The following is an 18,713-nucleotide window of genomic DNA, read 5'->3' on the forward strand; positions in this document are numbered from 1 at the left end:
GGCATTGTAAAATATTTTAATTTAAATTATATAAGCCGTTTCATTTTGAAGCGGCTTTTTTTATTTCAGAAATTATGAATCAGTTACTAACAGTAATTATTATCGTCATTATTATTCCCTTGCTTTGGTGAGAAGGATAGAGTATGACTGTACATATTTGAGCCCTCTCACATCGTGAGAGGGCTTTTTTTATACCCATTTGTTAATTTTTAAACCTTAAATAATGTATTACAACGACAAAACTATCGTGTATTTTGATGGAAACTTTCTCAAGGCCGGAGAGGCAGGAATGGATCTCTACGGACAGTCACTTCATTACGGTTACTCCGTTTTTGAAGGTATAAAATCCTATAATACCGATCACGGAACCAAAATTTTTAAAGCAGAAGAACATTATGAAAGGCTGAAAAGATCAGCAGAACTGATGTACATCCCGTTTGATTATTCAGTCAGTCAATTAACAGACCTCACGTATGAGCTTTTGGAACGTAACGGATTCAAAGACGCTTATATCCGCCCGTTGGTCACCTGTTCGCCCAATATGTCCCTGTCAAAAGGAAAAAAATCCTACCTCTCATTGCTTGCCTGGGAATGGAGCAACGGCTATCTCGCAGACAAAATGAAAATCATGACCTCAGGTTTTCAACGCCCCAATCCTAATGCCTTTAAAGTGGAAGCCAAAGTAGGCGGCCACTATGTCAATTCTATTCTGGCCTGCCAGGATGCCAAAGATAAAGGCTACGATGAAGCCCTTTTACTTGACGAATACGGAAATGTTGCTGAAAGCTCAGGAGCCAATATATTCTACGAAAAGGAAGGAAAATTATTTACGCCTGCAAAAGGAAGCATATTGCCGGGAATTACGAGACAGACCGTGCTTGAAATATGTGGCGAACTTAATATTCCCGTTAAAGAAACCTTCTTTAAACCCGAAGACATGAGAGGAGCTGATGCCGCTTTCTTCTGTGGTACGGCAGCTGAAATTGTAGCGTTGGATTCATTGGATGATGTTCCTTTTACCAAAAACTGGGAGGATACAGCAAGTGGAAAAGTACAGCAGGCCTATCAGAAACTGGTAAGAGTTCTGTCATTGTAAATTTAAAGAATATAAATAATTGATTATCAATTTAATGTGTCTATTTTTCAAACAGTTGAATATTGTAATTTTTATAAAATTCAAAATAAAAAAGAGATTACAAGCTGTAGTTTTGGACCAAAATTAAGTAAAAGCTTCATGTATGAATTCCGAAAACAATGAGATTATTGATACACCCAAAGAGATGATAAGAACAGCAAATGCAGGATAATATGTTAAATAAATATTCAAAAACATTCACACAAAACAGCGAACAGCCCGCAGCAAAAGCAATGCTTTATGGAATAGGCTTTACAGAAGAAGATATGCACAAGGCCCAGATCGGAATTGCCAGTATGGGATATGACGGAAATACCTGCAATATGCATCTCAATGACCTGGCTAAAGTGGTAAAAAAAGGAACCTGGAATCACGGTCTTGCAGGATTAATATTCAATACCATAGGCGTAAGCGATGGGATGAGTAATGGCACAGACGGAATGCGGTACTCGCTGGTAAGTCGCGATGTGATAGCAGACAGCATAGAAGCGATCTGCGGGGCACAGTATTATGACGGAATTATTGCACTACCAGGCTGCGACAAGAATATGCCGGGAACCATTATCGCCATGGGAAGACTGGACAGACCATCCATCATGGTCTATGGAGGAACAATAGCGCCGGGATGTTATAAAAATGAACCGCTTAATATCGTTTCGGCCTTTGAAGCTTTTGGGAAAATAATTGCCGGGGAAATTTCAGAAGAAGATTTCAACGGAGTGATTAAAAATTCCTGTCCGGGAGCAGGAGCATGTGGGGGAATGTACACCGCCAATACCATGTCATCAGCCATAGAAGCCTTAGGAATGAGCCTTCCGTATTCATCTTCCAATCCCGCACTAAGTGATGAAAAGCAAAATGAATGTCTGGAAGCAGGAAAATACATTAAAATATTACTGGAAAAAGATATCAAACCTTCAGATATCATGACCCGCAAGGCTTTCGAAAATGCGCTTCGTCTGATCATCATTCTTGGGGGCAGTACCAATGCCGTTCTGCATTTTATAGCAATGGCGAAAAGCGTTGGCGTTTCCATAACTCAGGATGATTTTCAGAAAATGAGCGATATCACACCGGTATTGGCAGATCTTAAACCGAGTGGAAAATACCTGATGCAGGATCTTCATAATCATGGAGGAACACCTGCCGTCATGAAATACTTACTGGAAGAAGGTTTATTGCACAGCGACTGTTTAACGGTTACCGGAAAAACCATCGCTGAAAATCTTCAAAATGTTCCCAGCCTTGATTTTACAAAGCAGAAGATCATCAGACCCTTATCCAATCCTATCAAACAAACGGGACATTTGAGAATACTGTACGGAAACCTTGCTGAAAAGGGAAGCGTAGCCAAGATCACCGGAAAAGAAGGCGAAAAATTTTCAGGAAAGGCAAGAGTATTCGATGGAGAAAAAGATCTGATCAAAGGCATTGAAAACGGAAGAGTTCAGCACGGGGACGTCATTGTCATCCGTCATGAAGGTCCCAAAGGCGCACCGGGAATGCCGGAAATGCTGAAACCTACCAGCGCACTGATCGGAGCGGGACTCGGCGGAAGTGTTGCTTTAATTACCGATGGAAGATTCAGTGGCGGAACCCATGGCTTTGTAGTAGGGCACATCACTCCTGAAGCGTATGAAGGCGGCCTGATCGCTTTTGTAAAGGACAATGACCTTATTGAAATCGACGCTGTCAACAACACCATACAGCTCAAAGTTTCCGAAGAAGAAATCGAGCAGAGAAAGAAAGGATGGCAAAAACCTGAACTTAAAGTAAAAAAAGGATTGCTGTACAAATATGCACTCACCGTGTCATCAGCCGCAGAAGGTTGTGTAACAGATGAAATCACTCAATAAAAAGACAATGAAGAATCTAAATGTATCCACAGAAACAGAAATCAGCGGCAGCCGGATCATCCTTGAAGCATTTCTTCAGGAAGGGGTAAAAACCATATTCGGGTATCCGGGCGGTGCCATTATCCCTATCTACGACGCACTTTACGACTATAAAAATCAGCTGGAGCATATTCTGGTCCGCCACGAGCAGGGAGCGGTCCATGCAGCGCAGGGGCTTGCGAGAGTATGCGGAGAAGTGGGGGTGGTATTGGCGACAAGTGGTCCGGGAGCAACCAATCTTGTCACAGGATTAGCTGATGCGCTGTTGGATAATACGCCTATTGTATGCATTACGGGACAGGTTTTTGACCATCTTTTGGGAACCGATGCGTTTCAGGAAATCGATGTTATGAATGTGACGAGCCCGGTTACCAAGTGGAATTATCAGGTCACCGATGCGGATGAACTTTCTGAAGTATTGGCTAAAGCATTCTATATCGCAAGATCTGGAAGACCCGGTCCGGTATTAATTGATGTCACGAAAAACGCTCAGCTGCAAAAGGTGTTCAACAGAGGTTACACCCCCTGTGATTCTTTGAGAAGTTACAGACCGGATCCTGTTCCCCATATGGACGCTATTGAAAAAGCTTCTTTTCTGATTAATAATGCGCAAAGACCATTCATCATTGCCGGACAGGGAATTATGCTGGGGAAAGCTGAGAAGGAATTTTTACACTTTGCTGAGAAATCAGGAATTCCGGTGGCATGGACGGTCTTAGGAATGAGTGCGATCCCTACGGATCATCCACAGGCTGTAGGAATGGTAGGAATGCATGGAAACTACGGTCCCAATATCCTTACCAATGAATGTGATGTCCTGATCGCTGTAGGAATGCGTTTTGATGACCGTGTGACCGGAAGACTGGATCAGTATGCAAAACAGGCGAGAATTATTCATCTGGATATTGACAAAGCGGAGATCAATAAAAATGTAAAAGTTGAGGTTCCTGTTCTCGGAAACTGCAAAGAAACTTTACCCCTTTTAACACAACTGATAGAACCGGGAGCGTATACAGACTGGCATCAAAAGTTTAAAGACTGCTATGCCATTGAACATGATCAACTGATCAGCCACGAACTTTATCCTTCTGAAGGAGAAATTACGATGGGAGAAGTGATTCGACAACTGAATGAAATGACTCAGGGAGAAGCTGTGATCGTAACGGATGTAGGGCAGCACCAGATGGCTACCTGCAGATATTCAAGCTTTAAACATTCCAGAAGCAATATTACCAGCGGTGGATTGGGAACCATGGGATTTTGTCTTCCAGCCGCAATAGGAGCTGCTTATGGAGTCACTAACCGTCATGTTATTGCCGTAATGGGAGATGGTGGAGCGCAAATGAATATCCAGGAATTGGGAACATTGATGCAGTATCAGCCGGATATCAAGATTTTAATTCTTAATAATTGCTATCTGGGAATGGTAAGACAGTGGCAGGAATTATTTCATGAAGAGAGATATTCCTCGGTAGATATTCAGAGTCCGGATTTTGTACAGGTGGCTAAAGGATATAAAATCCCGGGAAGAAAAGTAACGGAAAGGGAAGAACTGGAAGCAGGACTTAGTGAAATGCTTCATCATCAAGGCGCTTTCCTGCTGGAAGTCATGACTGGGAAAGAGCATAATGTTTTTCCAATGATTCCTCAGGGGAAAAGTGTTTCAGAGATCGTGCTGACCAACAATAAGACATAACAATATAAATAAGAAAAAGATGAATTCAGAAAACAGGGAATATACGATAACAGCCTACACAGAGGATTATTTGGGGCTGATCGGCAGGATCAATGCTATTTTTTCAAGGAGAAGAGTTTCCATTGTGAATTTTAATGCAGGGCCTTCCGATATTGAAAAAGTAAAAAAGTTTGTCATCGTCATCAGAGAAACGGAAGAATCTGTACAGAAAATTACACGTCAGATGGAAAAACAGATAGATGTTCTTGAAGTTCATTACCATAAAAATCCATACCTGACCGTATCGGCACACGCAAGCTAAATAGAAAAGCAATCAAAAAAATATCATTAACAACATATAAAAATTAAAAAAATGGCAAAATTGAATTTTGGCGGAGTAGAAGAAAACGTAGTAACAAGAGAGGAGTTCCCATTAGATAAAGCTCAGGAAGTATTAAAAGATGAGATCGTAGCGGTAATCGGCTATGGTGTACAGGGGCCGGGACAGGCACTTAATCAGAAAGACAACGGAATCAATGTAATTGTGGGTCAGAGAAAAAACTCAAAATCATGGGATAAGGCTGTAGCAGATGGATTTGTACCGGGAGAAACCTTATTCGAAATAGAAGAAGCGCTGCAAAAAGGAACGATTATTTGCTATCTCTTAAGTGATGCAGCCCAGATCGAATATTGGCCTAAAGTTAAACAGCATCTTACCCCCGGAAAAGCACTGTATTTTTCTCATGGCTTTGGAATTACCTTTAATGAACGCACAGGAATTATTCCACCGGCTGAGGTTGATGTATTTCTTGTTGCCCCGAAAGGATCAGGAACATCATTGAGAAGAATGTTCCTGCAGGATCGTGGACTGAACAGCAGTTTTGCCGTATATCAGGATGCTACAGGAAAAGCAAGAGAAAGAGTAACTGCACTGGGAATTGCCATCGGAAGCGGTTATTTATTTGAAACAGACTTTAAAAAAGAAGTATTCAGTGACCTTGCAGGAGAAAGAGGAACCTTGATGGGTGCCGTACAGGGAATATTTGCCGCTCAATATGATGTGTTGAGGAAAAACGGGCACAGTCCTTCTGAAGCATTTAACGAGACCGTTGAAGAATTAACCCAATCATTAATGCCTTTGGTTGCGGAAAACGGCATGGACTGGATGTACGCGAACTGCAGTACCACAGCACAAAGAGGAGCATTGGACTGGTGGAAACGTTTCAGAGATGCCACTTCTCCTTTATTTGAGGAATTGTATGAAAGTGTTGCGAAAGGAGATGAAGCCCAGCGTTCCATCGACAGCAACAGCAAACACGATTACAGAGAAAAATTGGAAGTAGAACTGACTGAGCTTAGAGAAAGCGAAATGTGGAGAGCCGGTAAGACGGTCCGCAGTCTCAGACCAGAGAACAATTAATCAGGAAAAATAACAATGGAAGAAACGTATCCTTCTGTTTTGGACAATGTCTATAAAGCAGCAAAAAGACTCAGAAATGTAGTGGTAAGAACACCTTTGGCGGTCAATAATCATCTCTCCGGAATTTATAATGCAAAGATTAGCTTTAAAAGAGAAGATCTGCAGCAGGTGAGATCCTACAAAATCAGGGGTGCTTACAATAAAATGGCGGTGATGTCTCCTGAAAGCCTTGCAAAAGGGGTGGTTTGTGCCAGTGCAGGGAATCATGCTCAGGGAGTAGCTTTTGCATGCAGCACCATGAAAGTGAAAGGAACCATTTTCATGCCTTTGCCTACGCCGGGACAAAAGCTGGAACAGGTGAAAATGTTTGGAGGGGATGATATTGATATTGTGCTTTACGGGGATACTTTCGATGAAGCTAAAGATGCCGCACTGAAGTTCTGCAAAGAAAATCAGGGTATATTTATTCATCCATTTGATGATCAGGATATTATTAATGGGCAGGCTACGGCAGCACTGGAGATTCTTGAGCAGTCGGATGAGCCTATTGATTATCTTTTTCTTCCGGTTGGAGGAGGAGGTTTGGCTGCAGGCGTTTGCTCTGTATTCCGGGAACTGTCACCACATACGAAGATTATAGGTGTAGAACCTTCTGCAGCGGCAAGTATGAAAAAAGCACTCGAAAAAGGACAACCGGTGCTTCTTGAAAAAATCAGCCGTTTTGTAGATGGAGCCGCCGTACAGAAAGTAGGAGATCTTAATTTCGAACTGTGTAAAAATGTGCTGCACGATATGGCTTTAGTGGATGAAGGAATGGTCTGCGAAACCATTCTTTCCCTCTACAATAAAGATGCTGTAGTCGTAGAACCTGCCGGAGCTCTTTCGGTGGCTGCACTTGGAAAATATAAAGATCAGATCAGAGGGAAAAATGTGGTCTGTATTATCAGTGGGAGCAATAATGATATTACCCGTATGGAAGAGATCAAAGAAAAAGCGCTTCTGTATGCGGGTTTAAAACATTATTTCCTGGTAAGATTTGCGCAACGGCCGGGAGCTTTGAAAACCTTTGTGATGAATGTTTTGGGGCCGAATGATGACATCACTTTTTTTGAATACACGCAGAAAAATTCAAAAGAGAAAGGGATTGCCGTTTTAGGAATTGGATTGAGGAATAAAGAAGATTTTCCTCCGTTGCTCAATAACATGAAGAAGTATGACTTTTTTGTCAATTATCTGAACAATGATCCGTCTCTGATGAATCTGCTTATCTAAAACGGTGTTTGAAATGGTGTTGGGTTTCGCAAAGACGCTGTTTTTCTCATGCTATGAATTTTTAAGGCTCAAGAATTTTATCTGCGATAATTTAATGCTTTTGATATATTAGAATGTTGCCGAATATTGCTTTTGTAATCGCTATAATCCGACTTCCGAAAATGGAGCGCTAAGAAAATAAATGCTGTGAACGTCAAGAAAATTCTACTGTCCGAAGCGCGGGACTGTAAGTGAAACGAAGCAGAAATAATACATCCGCGCAAGTTTTAGAATTTTTAGAGAACAGGATTTATTTTTAGCGGAAGTTTCCAGGTCTTGAACTTTTGCTTCTTTTGTTTAAAGACAAAAGAATATTATAAAATATCTGATGAATGATGTTGGTGTTTCGCAAAGGCGCTATTTTTTTCATGCAATATGTTATTAAGACGCAAGGATTTTATCTGCGATAAAATTTTATACTGGAGATTGCTTCGTCGCTACGCTCCTCGCAATGATAAAAAGGAGTTTCGGCGGCCCGGAGGGCCGCCGAAACTTTCATTTATCTCTCAAGCGTAAAATTAGAAATGACTTTCGGACGTTCAGTCTCGTTGGCTACTTTCCAGGATGTCCTGTACATCCATTCTGTCATTTTATAGAGCTTTTTGTAATTGATATTTTCAGATTCATCCTGAGGCGTGTGATACTGATCATGCAGTACGCTGGTGAAAAATACTGCCGGAATTCCAATTTTTGCATACGGTAGGTGATCACTTCTAAAATAGAAATATTCAGCGTGATTTGTAGAATCCCAATCTTTCAGGTATTTAAATTTTGTGCTTTCATTATTGGCATCTTCGGCCATTTTTACCAAGTCCTCAGAGTTTTTATGTGGTGTATTTCCACCCAGAAGAGCGGCTTCATTATTGTCATTTCTGCCGATCATATCACCGTTCAGAACGGCTACGATCTTTTCTTTCGGAACGACCGGATGAGCAGCGTGCCATCTGGAACCCAGCAATCCTCTTTCTTCCGCTCCATGGAAAACAAACAGAATACTTCTTTTCCCTGGTTGTTTTTTATAGGCTCTGGCCATGGCAAGCATTGCAACACATGTACTCGCATTATCGTCGGCGCCGTTGTAGATGGTGTCATTTTTTACAGGATGTCTGATTCCGTCGTGATCCTGGTGACCGCTTAGTAGAACATATTCTTCTTTAAGGGCAGGATCTGTACCTTCAATTTTTCCAATAATGTTTACAGAAGGATATTTGTAGGTTTCTGTGATGAGGTTCAGTGCCATTTTAGGGTTGTTTTTCACCCAGTTTGCATTTTCTCTTTTGATCCATAAAACAGGAATATTATCCGTTATTTTCTCTCTCAGACCTTCTACCCCGTAGGTTCCTCTTGTCATTTGAGGAAGAACTTCAACCCAGCTTTTTTCAGAAATATCATCAGTGATAAAAATAATGGCTTTTGCACCTAGTTCATTGGCTTTGTTATAATATTTTGTCCTTACAAAACCGGGATATCTTCTTACGAAAAGCGTCATTTCCTTGTCGATGTTTTTATCAGAGGCATTCACGGCAAGAACTTTTCCTTTGATATTTAATTTGGAAAGTTCTTCAGGCTCTGTATTTCCTGCGTATACAATTTCGGCATCAATCGCAGCATTAACCGGCTCCGCAACAAGGAAATCTTTCCAGAGTTTCAGGCTGCTGTTCCCGATTTTCATACTGCTTTGAGGAATCACCTGATGTCTGTACATATCAAAAAACTGGAAGAATGTACCGTTGTCACCGGCGGGCTTCATTCCGGCTTCTTTTGCTTTATCGGCCAGCCACATTGAAACTTTTAATTCATCTAAAGTTCCAGCTTCACGGCCCCAGAACTGATCGGCTGCCAGTTCATACATGTCTTTTCTGAGATCGGTTTCTTTGATGGCAGAGACCAGGGGTTTTTTATAGTTTTGAGCATTCCCAAGACTGAACAGAAGAACACTTAATATCGAGAATAGGTAATTTTTATTCATCAGATTTTTAATTGAAGTTAGCCAATTTATCTGAGAACTGTTTTGAAAACTCCTTTCTGTCTTCCTCCAGTTTTACCTTGTCAGCCGGAAGGACATAATTAAAAAGGACTTTATCTTCATTGTCAAGAAATATAATTTCCTTTTCATTACCATCAATCATCTGTGCGAAAATTTCCCACATCGGGGTATCTTTCAGTCTTAACAATTCAAAAAACTGTTCCGCTTTTATTTCTATTCTCTGCATGTTTCGTTTTTTATGTATTTATAAATGTTGTTTAAAATTCTAATATTTTCAGCTTAAACTGAATCGCAAAATTCTGCTTAAAATTGGGTGTGGTGTAGTATCCGACTCTGTAGAACAGTCCCAAATTAAAATAGCTTGAAAGGAAATTATTCCACTCAAGACCTACTTCCTGATAAAGGTGATCCAGTTTTCTGAATCTGAACTGGTGGTATTCCGGATGCTTCATATCTCCGATGGTTCCTCTCAATACAAAATCAAAGCTCGAAATATTCTGCCCAAAACTTTTAAAGTACAAAGGAAGTTTATGGGTGAAATAATAGGCTACAAATTTATCATTGTAATACTTTCCGCCTTCCAGCGTGGCAAAACCAAGGTACGACGTAAGGTTAAAATTAAAATCCTTTCTCGGGGAAGCCAGCCCGTTCATGGTAAAATGCTTCCAGATAGGAGCTTCACCAAGCACCACGCCTCCGTAAAGCCTGAATCCAGTAGTTCCGAGCATTGTCTTAAAATTGTGGACAAACAGAGCGTCAAAACGGGTGTAATTGAAATCTCCACCCAAAACTTTATAGCTCTGTTCATAGTTGAAATACAGTTCGGGATATTTCTGATCGATGATGGATTTTCCCTGAGGGGTCATGATATTCGTCGAATTCGGGGAATATTTTAAGGTAAATAGCGTATTGAAATTATCAAATTCACCGCCTTTTCCTCTGAATTCGTAATCAAACTTAGCTTCCTCGATATTTCTTTTGGCTGCAAAAACCAGGGTCAGTCCATTCGTCACATCATTCAGATAAGACAGCGATGCTCCTCTGAAGTGGTAATATTTGTCATTGTTAATGTTATTCCCGTAATTCATCATCCGCATTTTGAAATTCCATAGCCTTCTGTAGAACTCGCCCGATGCCGTCACATCATTATAATACTCGATTCTGAAAAATGAATTTTTATCCAGCGTCGTCTTCATGTCAAGACCGATTCCGTATTTCCATTTATCATCCTTAAAACCGTACGCGAAATAATAATCCGGTGAGAAATAAGGATTGAAGGTTTCGTTCATTTTAGCTTTTAAACCAAGCCTGAAGCCTTCGTACAAGTTATAATTGACAATTTCATCCACTGCAAAATCTACGACGCCTGCTCGGATTTGTCCATTGATAAGACCGGTGAGAATTTTGGCTTTACTGTCGATGTTATATTTTTTTCCTAAACTGTCAATCGTTGTATATGTATTTTTTTCCCTTTCTGTGAGAGGGTCGGTTCTGTACTGATCCAAAAGATGTCCATCGGCATTTTTTACTGAAAAAGTATAGCCTTTAAAATTATTGCGATCCTCTTCAATAGGCGATTTGAAATCAAAATATGTGGAAGTCAGGAAAGCATACGTTCCAAAGCTCGTCTTGTCTTTCTTCTCCGGATGTTCTTCCGTTTTTTCTTTGTTTTCCTCTTCCATAGCCACTCTGCTCATTCTGAGTTTTACCTTTTCCTGAGCCAGAAACCATTTATTATTGTAGAAAACCCAGGTACTGGTAATGATACCGTCGTTTTTGTTCTTGCTGAAATTTTCGATCTTTTGAATTCCGTAGGTTTCAGTGTCTACATAGATGGCACCGTTATACTTTCTCCTTTTATCCGGTTTTTTGTAATTCACTTCACGGAAACGGATTACAAAGGTTTTTCTTCCGCTTACTTCAATGGTATCCGAAAGGAAAAAACGGTAAAGTCCTCTGTTTTCCTGCTTGATCTGATTGGGAATTTTGTCCCTGTTGCTCTGTTGGATAGCGATCATTTCGTAGATCGGCTGTTTGAGACCGGAAATTCTGTTGTCCAGGATATTGACCTTTTCACCGTATTTTTTAGAATAGACAAACTCCTGAGCTCTTTCCCACAGGAATAATTTGCTTTTTGAAAAGATCTGTTTGGCTGAGATATTATTTAATGAATCCTTTTCCCTTTTTTTCTTGAAAAACTGAGTGTCGTTAAAAAACTTGTTGAATTGTGTAATGCTATCCTGATCAATGTCCATAGACATTTTTTCGTAAGATTTGAACGTGTAGGAATCTAAACTTTTCGGTGAATTGTCTTTAAAAAGCTTGTTCACCTTTTTTAGGATCTCAATAGCCCGTGGATCGCTTCGGTCTTCAATGACTACCTCTTCAATATCGGTTGTTTTTGACGTTTTTTTCAGCAGAGTGACCTCCATGTCAGCTTCTGCCGCTGCTGTTTCCTTGTCGTATCTTTCAGCCTGGATCTCAATGGTACTGCATGAAGCTTTAAATTCCAGGGTACCCTGAATATCTGTAAAGCCAAGAATTTTCCCTTCACAGGAGATCTTGGCATTGGATATAGGCTTTTGGCTGGTTTCGTCAATGACCCTGATCTTTGATTGAGTGTAACCAAAGAAAGATATTAACAAATACAGTAAGACTAAAAACCTTTTCATGCAAAAACTAGCTCAAAAATAGTAATATTTCTTATGTTAAAAAAGTTTTTATGATTTGTTAATACATTGATTTAATCTAAGTTTCAGATAGAAAAATAGAGTACAAAAAAATGCTCTCTTTGTTTTTCAACCACTGATTTCATGGATTTACACAAGATCTTTTCAAAGATTGGCTTTTTATAATTATGATAAAATTGACATAGGAAAATGGGAGCGTTAAGAAAATGAATCCTGTGAACGTTAAAAAAATTCTATTTTCTGAAGCGCGAGATCCATTTTGAACGGAACAATTCCTATTGAATTCGCGCAAGTTTTAGAATTTTTAGAGAACAGGGTTTATTTTTAGCGGAAGTTTCCAAGTCTTGAAATAACATTCGTCGACTTTATGGAGACAATTTTTGCTTCTTTTGTTTCAAGACAAAAGAAAAGAATATTTATCGGTCATCCAATGCGCCCATAAAATCGATGATCTTATCTATTTCCTGATCCGTAAGCTGCAGAGGATTGTCAGAAAGCGTCTGGTTGTCCACTTTAAATCCGAAGCCTTTTCCGCCACCTTTGTTATAAAAATTCATGACTTCCTTCAGGGTTTTATACCCTCCATTATGCATATAGGGAGCAGTTTTGCTAATGTTTCTGAGGGTAGGTGTTTTAAATGAATGTTGTAATGCAGCTACAGTTTCATGAAATTTTCCTCTTCCAAGATCCTGATCAAACATTTTGTTCTCTCCATTGACACCAGTTCCCAGTACTTCCTGTTCTGTTTTTTTGAAATTCGGGGGAACAGTTCCGTTAAACAAAGGAATAAAATGACATAATGCACATTGGGCTTTTCCTACAAAAAGATTGAATCCCTGTTTCTGATTTTCCGTCATCGCAGAACGGTTTCCGCTCATGTATCTATCAAAATTAGAATTGAACTTCGCCAAAGAACGGATGTAGCTTGCCAGTACATTCTGGAGCTGCCAGGTTTCAGCTTTTGGAGTGTGGTAAATCTTTTTAAACGCGGGAAGATAAGAGGGATCCTGATTAATTTTATCCAAAATAACATTCAGGTCACCGTGCATTTCTTCCTTGTTGGAGATCACATCTGAACTTTGACCTTCAAGATCATCTTTCCGCATATCCCAGAACTGTCCTTGCTGAAACCCTGCATAATTCAGAGAAGGTGTATTTCGCGGCAGTTCTTCATTGTCAAGCGACATAGATTTGGCAAGTCCGTCTGTAAAAGCTTTTCCCGGATTATGACAGGTGGAACAGCTTCTGTTGTTGCTGTTGGATAGAATTTTGTCGCTGAAGAGTTTTTTACCCAAAGCTGCCTTTTCATTAGAGAACGCGAATTCTTTTCCTGGAATAAATGCATTGGGATTGAAAGCGTTTTTCGAGAAAAAAGTAGCTGCATTCTTACTTAAAGCAGTGTTTACCTCAATGTCCGGGATGTTTTCCTGCTTTTTAAATTCCAGGAGTAAAGACGAAATTGTATTCAGATGATCCGGAATGAAATTAACATAGTCAAACGTATTTCTGTCTGTATTTTTTTTCAGCGCTGCGATGGCTGAATGAATGGCTGCGTCAATGCTTTTCAACGCTTTATCTTTCGACTGATCCGTAGAAATCTGTTGTAAAGTCAGTTGAACAGCTTCTAAAGAATAGGGCATTTCCTTTAAAAATGTTCCTGATATCGGCGTATCAAAACTTGAAATTCCTAAACTTGAAATCCTGAAAATTTCCTGTCTTGCCGCATCGAAAACCTGATCTTTGCTGATGGAAATCGCCTGGAAGTTCGTTTTAATCGTATTGCTTTTATTGGTCAGCTTCTTCAGAAACCGGATAGCTTCTTCTTTGTTTTCGGGGGTGTAAGGATAGAAGAGTTCTTCAAGAACCTGAAGACCTTCTGGTTCCAATTCGGTATGCTCATCCATTTCAATTTCAGAAAGAGCAGGACCGTTTATAAACCGGGCTGAATTCGGCAGGAAATATTCAACCGCCCATTCCATTTTTTTATAGGTGATTCTCAGGTCCTCAAATTTTCTCTGGATTGTCTTCTCATCTGCATTATTTGAGACAAGAGCCATAAGCTCATTGATCTGTTTTTCAAAGGAAGTATTGGTTTTGACTATTTCACTTTTTACAGCACTCAGATCCTCATGGACAGGCTGATGTTTGTCTGTTTTACACTGAAAAAGAACGAAAAGAACAGTTACAATGGATAATACAACGAGTATGGGATATTTGAAGAATACTTTCATAGGCATGAAAAAGTATCAACGGAAATTCTCCGCTGATACTTTGGTTTTTATGGGATATCTAAAATTATTTCTCTACGTTTCTGATGATTACAATCTGGCCGCCTTCTTTGTTGGTATTCACGCCAGCACCGTCAGCATTCTTAAACTTATCCTTCTGCCATGTATGAGAGTGAATATTTACCGTAAAAGTATTCGGAACTCCGATGATGTCTGAGATGTCAACCATCGCTCCATATTCCCATGAACCGAACTTTTGAAGTGTTCCGGATTGGTTATATGCGGTCTGCCATGCTGTATCCAGTCTGTTGTGTTTCATATTCAGCCACGGTTTGTACTGCTTTGTAGTGATATTCAGCTGCCAGATATAAGAATCATGAGCTGCTGCTGTGTAATAAGAATCCCCGTCTTCCTGGATGTAAACGAAGTTTTCCGTTACACAAAGGTTATCAGGATTGATCAGGTTATGTCCCGGATTGGAATCTCCTTCTGCAGCCACTTCCAGTTTTCCGGCCAGCATATTGTTTTCGTTAAGAACAAGCTTGTACACTCTTCCCCACATGGTTAATCCCGGTTTCGGAGTCACACCGTCTGAAGATTCCCCTGTTGCCGTAAAGTAAATTTCCCTTCCTTTTCCGGCTCCTTTTCTGTAATCTACGTCCTCAACTCTTGAAAAGCGGATCGCATTGTTATCAATATTCTTTTGGTTGATCTGGGCTCCTGTAAGATTTTTAGCATTGGAAATCTCTACAAATTCCACGTCATAAGAACTTCCTTTTACCATATCGGTTTCCGTATAGTTATTGTTGGTTCTCTTTAAAGCATATAATTTTCCGTTCTCAAGATCTCCCTGTGTATTGGAAACATACATGATCAGCTGTCCTGCAGACTGGTGTGATGAAGAGTAAGACTGATCTTCACCAATCATAATGTACGTTTTTCCGCCTGAAATATCTTTAGGAAGCGGAACCGCATTTTCCATAGACGCTTTACCCAAAGCAGGTTTTACCCTTGTCTGGTCGGATGCCTGAGAAGCAGCTGCCAGTGGATTGATGGCATGAACCATACTTTCTTCACCGGATTCACCGGCAGTAAGAAAAGCACTGAAACCATGCGTTTCAGGAGTGGCAAGGGTAGCAGAACATAATCTGGTCATACCTCCGATCCCGTTCAGGATGTATTCTCCTTTTACAGGTCTGAATGTTTTATCTAAATAAACTCTTGATACAGATTGAGTGATCTCATGATTGGTGATCATTAAATAACCATCCGAGTTGGGATCTTTCATAATTCCCATGCCGTCCGGCTGGCCTGCGAAAACAAAATTGGGTGTTCCGGAAAGAACATCGGAACTTGAAATCAAAGTCGTAATATTCAGGTTTTCAAAACCCGTCATTCCATAAACGAAGGCAGGTTCCTGTGAAAAGTTTTCAATTTTAATATTCTGATTGACAGGATTGGTTTCCTGACCGTCATTATTGTCATCGTTACAGCTCTGAAAGGCCATAGCAGCGAAGAGTAGAGCTCCGATAGTTTTGTTAATTTTCATAATTACTTTTTTGAATTTCGATTGTAGCAAAACTAAAGGTCTATTGTGAATTATATTTTAAGGGGACGCAACAAATAGTTTAAGTTTGGGTAATGGTTTGTTAAGATAAGATCAATAATTAGAATGGTTATAAATAAAAAAAACTCCTGAAAATTTCAGGAGTTTCTAATGTTTTATCGTAAAAGGATGATTAATCCTAAATATTCAAAGCTTTTTGGTAAGCATTTTCCAAACCGTCAAGATTTTTACCTCCTGCCGTTGCGAAGCCCGGATTTCCGCCGCCGCCGCCCTGGATTTCTTTGGCCAGGTCTTTTACGATAGCTCCAGCCTGATAATCTGCTGCCAGATCATCAGAAACTCCAACAGTGATCATTGGTTTTCCATCCGAATCAGAAAGAATAATGGTTACAGAACTTGGGATTTCTTTTTTCAACTGGAATACAATGTCTTTTACAGAACCTGCATCCAGAGAAGTTTTCTTCACCAATAGCTGTTTGTTGCCTTTTTGTTCGTAAGCATTTTTCCATTCACCGATCTCGCCTTTTGCTTTTTCCTTTTTAAGGGCTTCCACTTCAGATTTTAAAGATGCATTTTCGTCGATCAGTTTTTCAATAGATCGTACCACATCTTTAGATTTCAGCAATTGAGAAAGCTCAAGGATCTGATTTTCCAGGTTTTTGAAATATTCCTCAGATTTATCTCCGGAAATCGCTTCAATTCTTCTGATCCCTGCTGCTGCAGAACCTTCGGAAGTAATTTTGAAATGACCGATTTCAATGGTATTTTTTACGTGAGTTCCCCCGCAAAGTTCCTTAGAACTTCCGAACTGGATCATTCTCACACTGTCACCATATTTTTCACCGAACAAAGCCATAGCTCCTTTATCCAAAGCCTCCTGAATAGGAATGCTTCTGAACTCCTGTAAAGCAATGCTTTCTTTGATCTTGTGGTTTACTTTTTCTTCTACCAGCGCCAATTCTTCCTCGGTCATCTTATTGAAGTGAGAGAAGTCAAAACGAAGATAATCCGGACCTACGTAAGAACCTTTTTGCTCTACGTGCGTTCCTAAAACCTCTCTTAATGCCTCATGCAAAAGGTGAGTGACAGAGTGATTCGCCTGAGAGTTTTTTCTGTCGGTTGCATCTACTTTAGCATAGAACACAGCGCCTGCATCTTTCGGAAGACCGTTGATCAGAGAAATGATCAGTCCGTTTTCTTTTTTGGTTTCCAAAACTTCGAAGCTTTCTACAGCATTTTCCAGAACCCCTTTGTCTCCCACCTGACCACCGCCTTCAGGATAGAAAGGAGAGCTGCTCAATACCACCTGGTAGAATTCTCCGTCTTTATTTTCTACTTTTCTGTATCTGGTAATATAGGTTTCAGATTCGATCTGGTCGTATCCTACAAAGTTTTCAGGTTTAGTCTCTAAGGTTACCCAGTCGTACACTTTCTGAGCAGAATCAGCTTTTGAACGAAGCTTCTGCTTTTCCATTTCAACTTTAAATCCTGCTTCATCAATGGTAAGACCTTTTTCCTCTGCGATAATTCTTGTTAAATCATCCGGGAAACCGTACGTATCATATAATTCAAAAACTTCTTCGCTTGGTAATACTTTTGAACCGTCCGCAATTGTCTGCTCAATTAATTTCTCAACTCTGATCAGTCCGTTTTCAATCGTTTTCAGGAATGAATCTTCTTCACTTTTGATCACTTCAGAAACCAGTTTTCCTTGCTTTTCCAGTTCAGGAAAGAAAGTTCCCATCTGAGCCTGAAGTACGGCAACAAGCTTGTAAAGGAAAGGTTCTTTCATGCCTAAAAATCGGTAAGAATAAGAGATTCCTCTTCTTAAAATTCTTCTGATGACATATCCTGCTCCTCCGTTGGAAGGAAGCTGTCCGTCAGCAATGGCAAAAGAAACCGCTCTGATGTGGTCTACCACAACACGGATTGCAATATCTTTTTCGTCTTCTAGAATTCCTGTATATTTTTTGCCTGAAAGTTCTTCCACTTTAGCGATAAGCGGTGTAAAAACATCAGTATCATAATTGGAAGATTTGCCCTGAAGTGCCATACAAAGACGCTCGAAGCCCATTCCTGTATCCACGTGCTGTGCAGGAAGTTTTTCCAGAGATTTGTCCGCCTTTCTGTTGAACTCCATGAAAACCAGGTTCCATACTTCTACAACCTGCGGGTGATCATTGTTGACAAGATCTAGTCCTGATACTTTAGCTTTTTCTTCCGGCGTTCTAAGGTCAATATGAATTTCTGAACACGGTCCGCACGGTCCGCTTTCACCCATTTCCCAGAAATTATCCTTTTTGTTACCGTTGATAATTCTGTCTTCCGAAATATGAGATTTCCAGAAATCGTAGGCATCCTGATCTCTTTCAAGATTCTCGGAAGCGTCTCCTTCGAAAATAGTTACATATAAATTTTCTTTTGGAACTCCGAACACTTCAGTCAGTAATTCCCAGGCAAAAGCAATAGCATCTTTTTTGAAATAATCACCGAAAGACCAGTTTCCTAACATTTCAAACATGGTGTGGTGGTACGTGTCTCTTCCCACATCATCCAAATCATTATGCTTTCCGGAAACTCTCAGACATTTCTGTGTATCGGCAATTCTTGGGGCCGTAGGCGTTTTGTAGCCTAAGAAAAAATCTTTGAACTGTGTCATTCCTGAGTTGGAAAACATAAGGGTAGGGTCGTCTTTCAACACGATAGGTGCCGAAGGAACGATAAGGTGGTCTTTACTTTTAAAATAATCTAAAAATTTTTGACGTATCTCTTGTGATGTCATAGTATTGCTTTGCTTTTAAAACT

At 40.1% G+C, this 18,713-nt stretch carries 12 protein-coding genes; 6 read left to right on the plus strand and 6 right to left on the minus strand.

Annotation, left to right across the window (positions count from 1 at the left end):
- Positions 1–223: 223 nt before the first annotated feature.
- The 6 genes from ilvE (at position 224) to ilvA (ending at position 7,397) form a co-directional block, all read left to right on the plus strand.
- Positions 224–1,096 (plus strand): branched-chain-amino-acid transaminase, encoded by an 873-nt coding sequence (ilvE, locus tag LC419_RS10590; protein ID WP_223607303.1) that lies wholly within the window; start codon positions 224–226, stop codon positions 1,094–1,096.
- A gap of 212 nt (positions 1,097–1,308) precedes the next feature.
- The gene (ilvD, locus tag LC419_RS10595) at positions 1,309–2,991 is read left to right on the plus strand and encodes a dihydroxy-acid dehydratase (protein WP_223607304.1); all 1,683 of its coding nucleotides are present in this window, start codon (positions 1,309–1,311) and stop codon (positions 2,989–2,991) included.
- Positions 2,992–2,998: 7 nt separating this feature from the next.
- Positions 2,999–4,726, plus strand: a complete 1,728-nt coding sequence (gene ilvB, locus LC419_RS10600) for a biosynthetic-type acetolactate synthase large subunit (RefSeq protein WP_223607305.1) — start codon at positions 2,999–3,001, stop codon at positions 4,724–4,726.
- Positions 4,727–4,745: 19 nt separating this feature from the next.
- Positions 4,746–5,027 carry an ACT domain-containing protein gene (locus LC419_RS10605; RefSeq protein WP_223607306.1) on the plus strand — a complete coding sequence of 94 codons (282 nt, stop codon included), beginning with the start codon at positions 4,746–4,748 and terminating at the stop codon, positions 5,025–5,027.
- A 51-nt stretch (positions 5,028–5,078) separates the two neighbouring features.
- On the plus strand, positions 5,079–6,125 hold the full coding sequence (gene ilvC / locus LC419_RS10610; RefSeq protein WP_072922848.1) for a ketol-acid reductoisomerase: 1,047 nt from the start codon (positions 5,079–5,081) through the stop codon (positions 6,123–6,125).
- 15 nt (positions 6,126–6,140) lie between these two features.
- A complete protein-coding gene (gene ilvA / locus LC419_RS10615) occupies positions 6,141–7,397 on the plus strand; it encodes a threonine ammonia-lyase IlvA (RefSeq protein ID WP_223607307.1) in 1,257 nt (418 codons plus the stop codon).
- Positions 7,398–7,935: 538 nt separating this feature from the next.
- Here ilvA and LC419_RS10620 read toward each other — a convergent pair.
- From LC419_RS10620 to alaS, 6 genes are all read right to left on the minus strand, one after another.
- A complete protein-coding gene (locus LC419_RS10620) occupies positions 7,936–9,405 on the minus strand; it encodes a M20/M25/M40 family metallo-hydrolase (RefSeq protein WP_223607308.1) in 1,470 nt (489 codons plus the stop codon).
- 7 nt (positions 9,406–9,412) lie between these two features.
- Positions 9,413–9,649 carry a hypothetical protein gene (locus tag LC419_RS10625; protein WP_223607309.1) on the minus strand — a complete coding sequence of 79 codons (237 nt, stop codon included), beginning with the start codon at positions 9,647–9,649 and terminating at the stop codon, positions 9,413–9,415.
- Positions 9,650–9,680: 31 nt separating this feature from the next.
- On the minus strand, positions 9,681–12,095 hold the full coding sequence (locus LC419_RS10630; protein ID WP_223607310.1) for a hypothetical protein: 2,415 nt from the start codon (positions 12,093–12,095) through the stop codon (positions 9,681–9,683).
- Between the two features lie 434 nt (positions 12,096–12,529).
- Positions 12,530–14,344 carry a cytochrome-c peroxidase gene (locus LC419_RS10635; protein WP_223607311.1) on the minus strand — a complete coding sequence of 605 codons (1,815 nt, stop codon included), beginning with the start codon at positions 14,342–14,344 and terminating at the stop codon, positions 12,530–12,532.
- A 64-nt stretch (positions 14,345–14,408) separates the two neighbouring features.
- Positions 14,409–15,890, minus strand: a complete 1,482-nt coding sequence (locus LC419_RS10640) for a hypothetical protein (protein WP_223607312.1) — start codon at positions 15,888–15,890, stop codon at positions 14,409–14,411.
- A 196-nt stretch (positions 15,891–16,086) separates the two neighbouring features.
- The gene (gene alaS, locus LC419_RS10645; RefSeq protein WP_223607313.1) at positions 16,087–18,690 is read right to left on the minus strand and encodes an alanine--tRNA ligase; all 2,604 of its coding nucleotides are present in this window, start codon (positions 18,688–18,690) and stop codon (positions 16,087–16,089) included.
- Positions 18,691–18,713: the final 23 nt, after the last annotated feature.

This window comes from Chryseobacterium sp. OSA05B (assembly GCF_019970065.1).
Lineage (GTDB): Bacteria > Bacteroidota > Bacteroidia > Flavobacteriales > Weeksellaceae > Chryseobacterium.

Excerpts from the sequence above, each read along its gene's own strand:
- ilvB (WP_223607305.1), top strand. The coding sequence starts at position 2,999 with ATGAAGAATCTAAATGTATCCACAGAAACAGAAATCAGCGGCAGCCGG.
- ilvC (WP_072922848.1), top strand. The coding sequence starts at position 5,079 with ATGGCAAAATTGAATTTTGGCGGAGTAGAAGAAAACGTAGTAACAAGA.
- alaS (WP_223607313.1), bottom strand. The coding sequence starts at position 18,690 with ATGACATCACAAGAGATACGTCAAAAATTTTTAGATTATTTTAAAAGT.
- LC419_RS10630 (WP_223607310.1), bottom strand. The coding sequence starts at position 12,095 with ATGAAAAGGTTTTTAGTCTTACTGTATTTGTTAATATCTTTCTTTGGT.
- LC419_RS10605 (WP_223607306.1), top strand. The coding sequence starts at position 4,746 with ATGAATTCAGAAAACAGGGAATATACGATAACAGCCTACACAGAGGAT.
- LC419_RS10625 (WP_223607309.1), bottom strand. The coding sequence starts at position 9,649 with ATGCAGAGAATAGAAATAAAAGCGGAACAGTTTTTTGAATTGTTAAGA.
- LC419_RS10640 (WP_223607312.1), bottom strand. The coding sequence starts at position 15,890 with ATGAAAATTAACAAAACTATCGGAGCTCTACTCTTCGCTGCTATGGCC.
- ilvD (WP_223607304.1), top strand. The coding sequence starts at position 1,309 with ATGTTAAATAAATATTCAAAAACATTCACACAAAACAGCGAACAGCCC.
- LC419_RS10620 (WP_223607308.1), bottom strand. The coding sequence starts at position 9,405 with ATGAATAAAAATTACCTATTCTCGATATTAAGTGTTCTTCTGTTCAGT.
- ilvE (WP_223607303.1), top strand. The coding sequence starts at position 224 with ATGTATTACAACGACAAAACTATCGTGTATTTTGATGGAAACTTTCTC.
- LC419_RS10635 (WP_223607311.1), bottom strand. The coding sequence starts at position 14,344 with ATGAAAGTATTCTTCAAATATCCCATACTCGTTGTATTATCCATTGTA.
- ilvA (WP_223607307.1), top strand. The coding sequence starts at position 6,141 with ATGGAAGAAACGTATCCTTCTGTTTTGGACAATGTCTATAAAGCAGCA.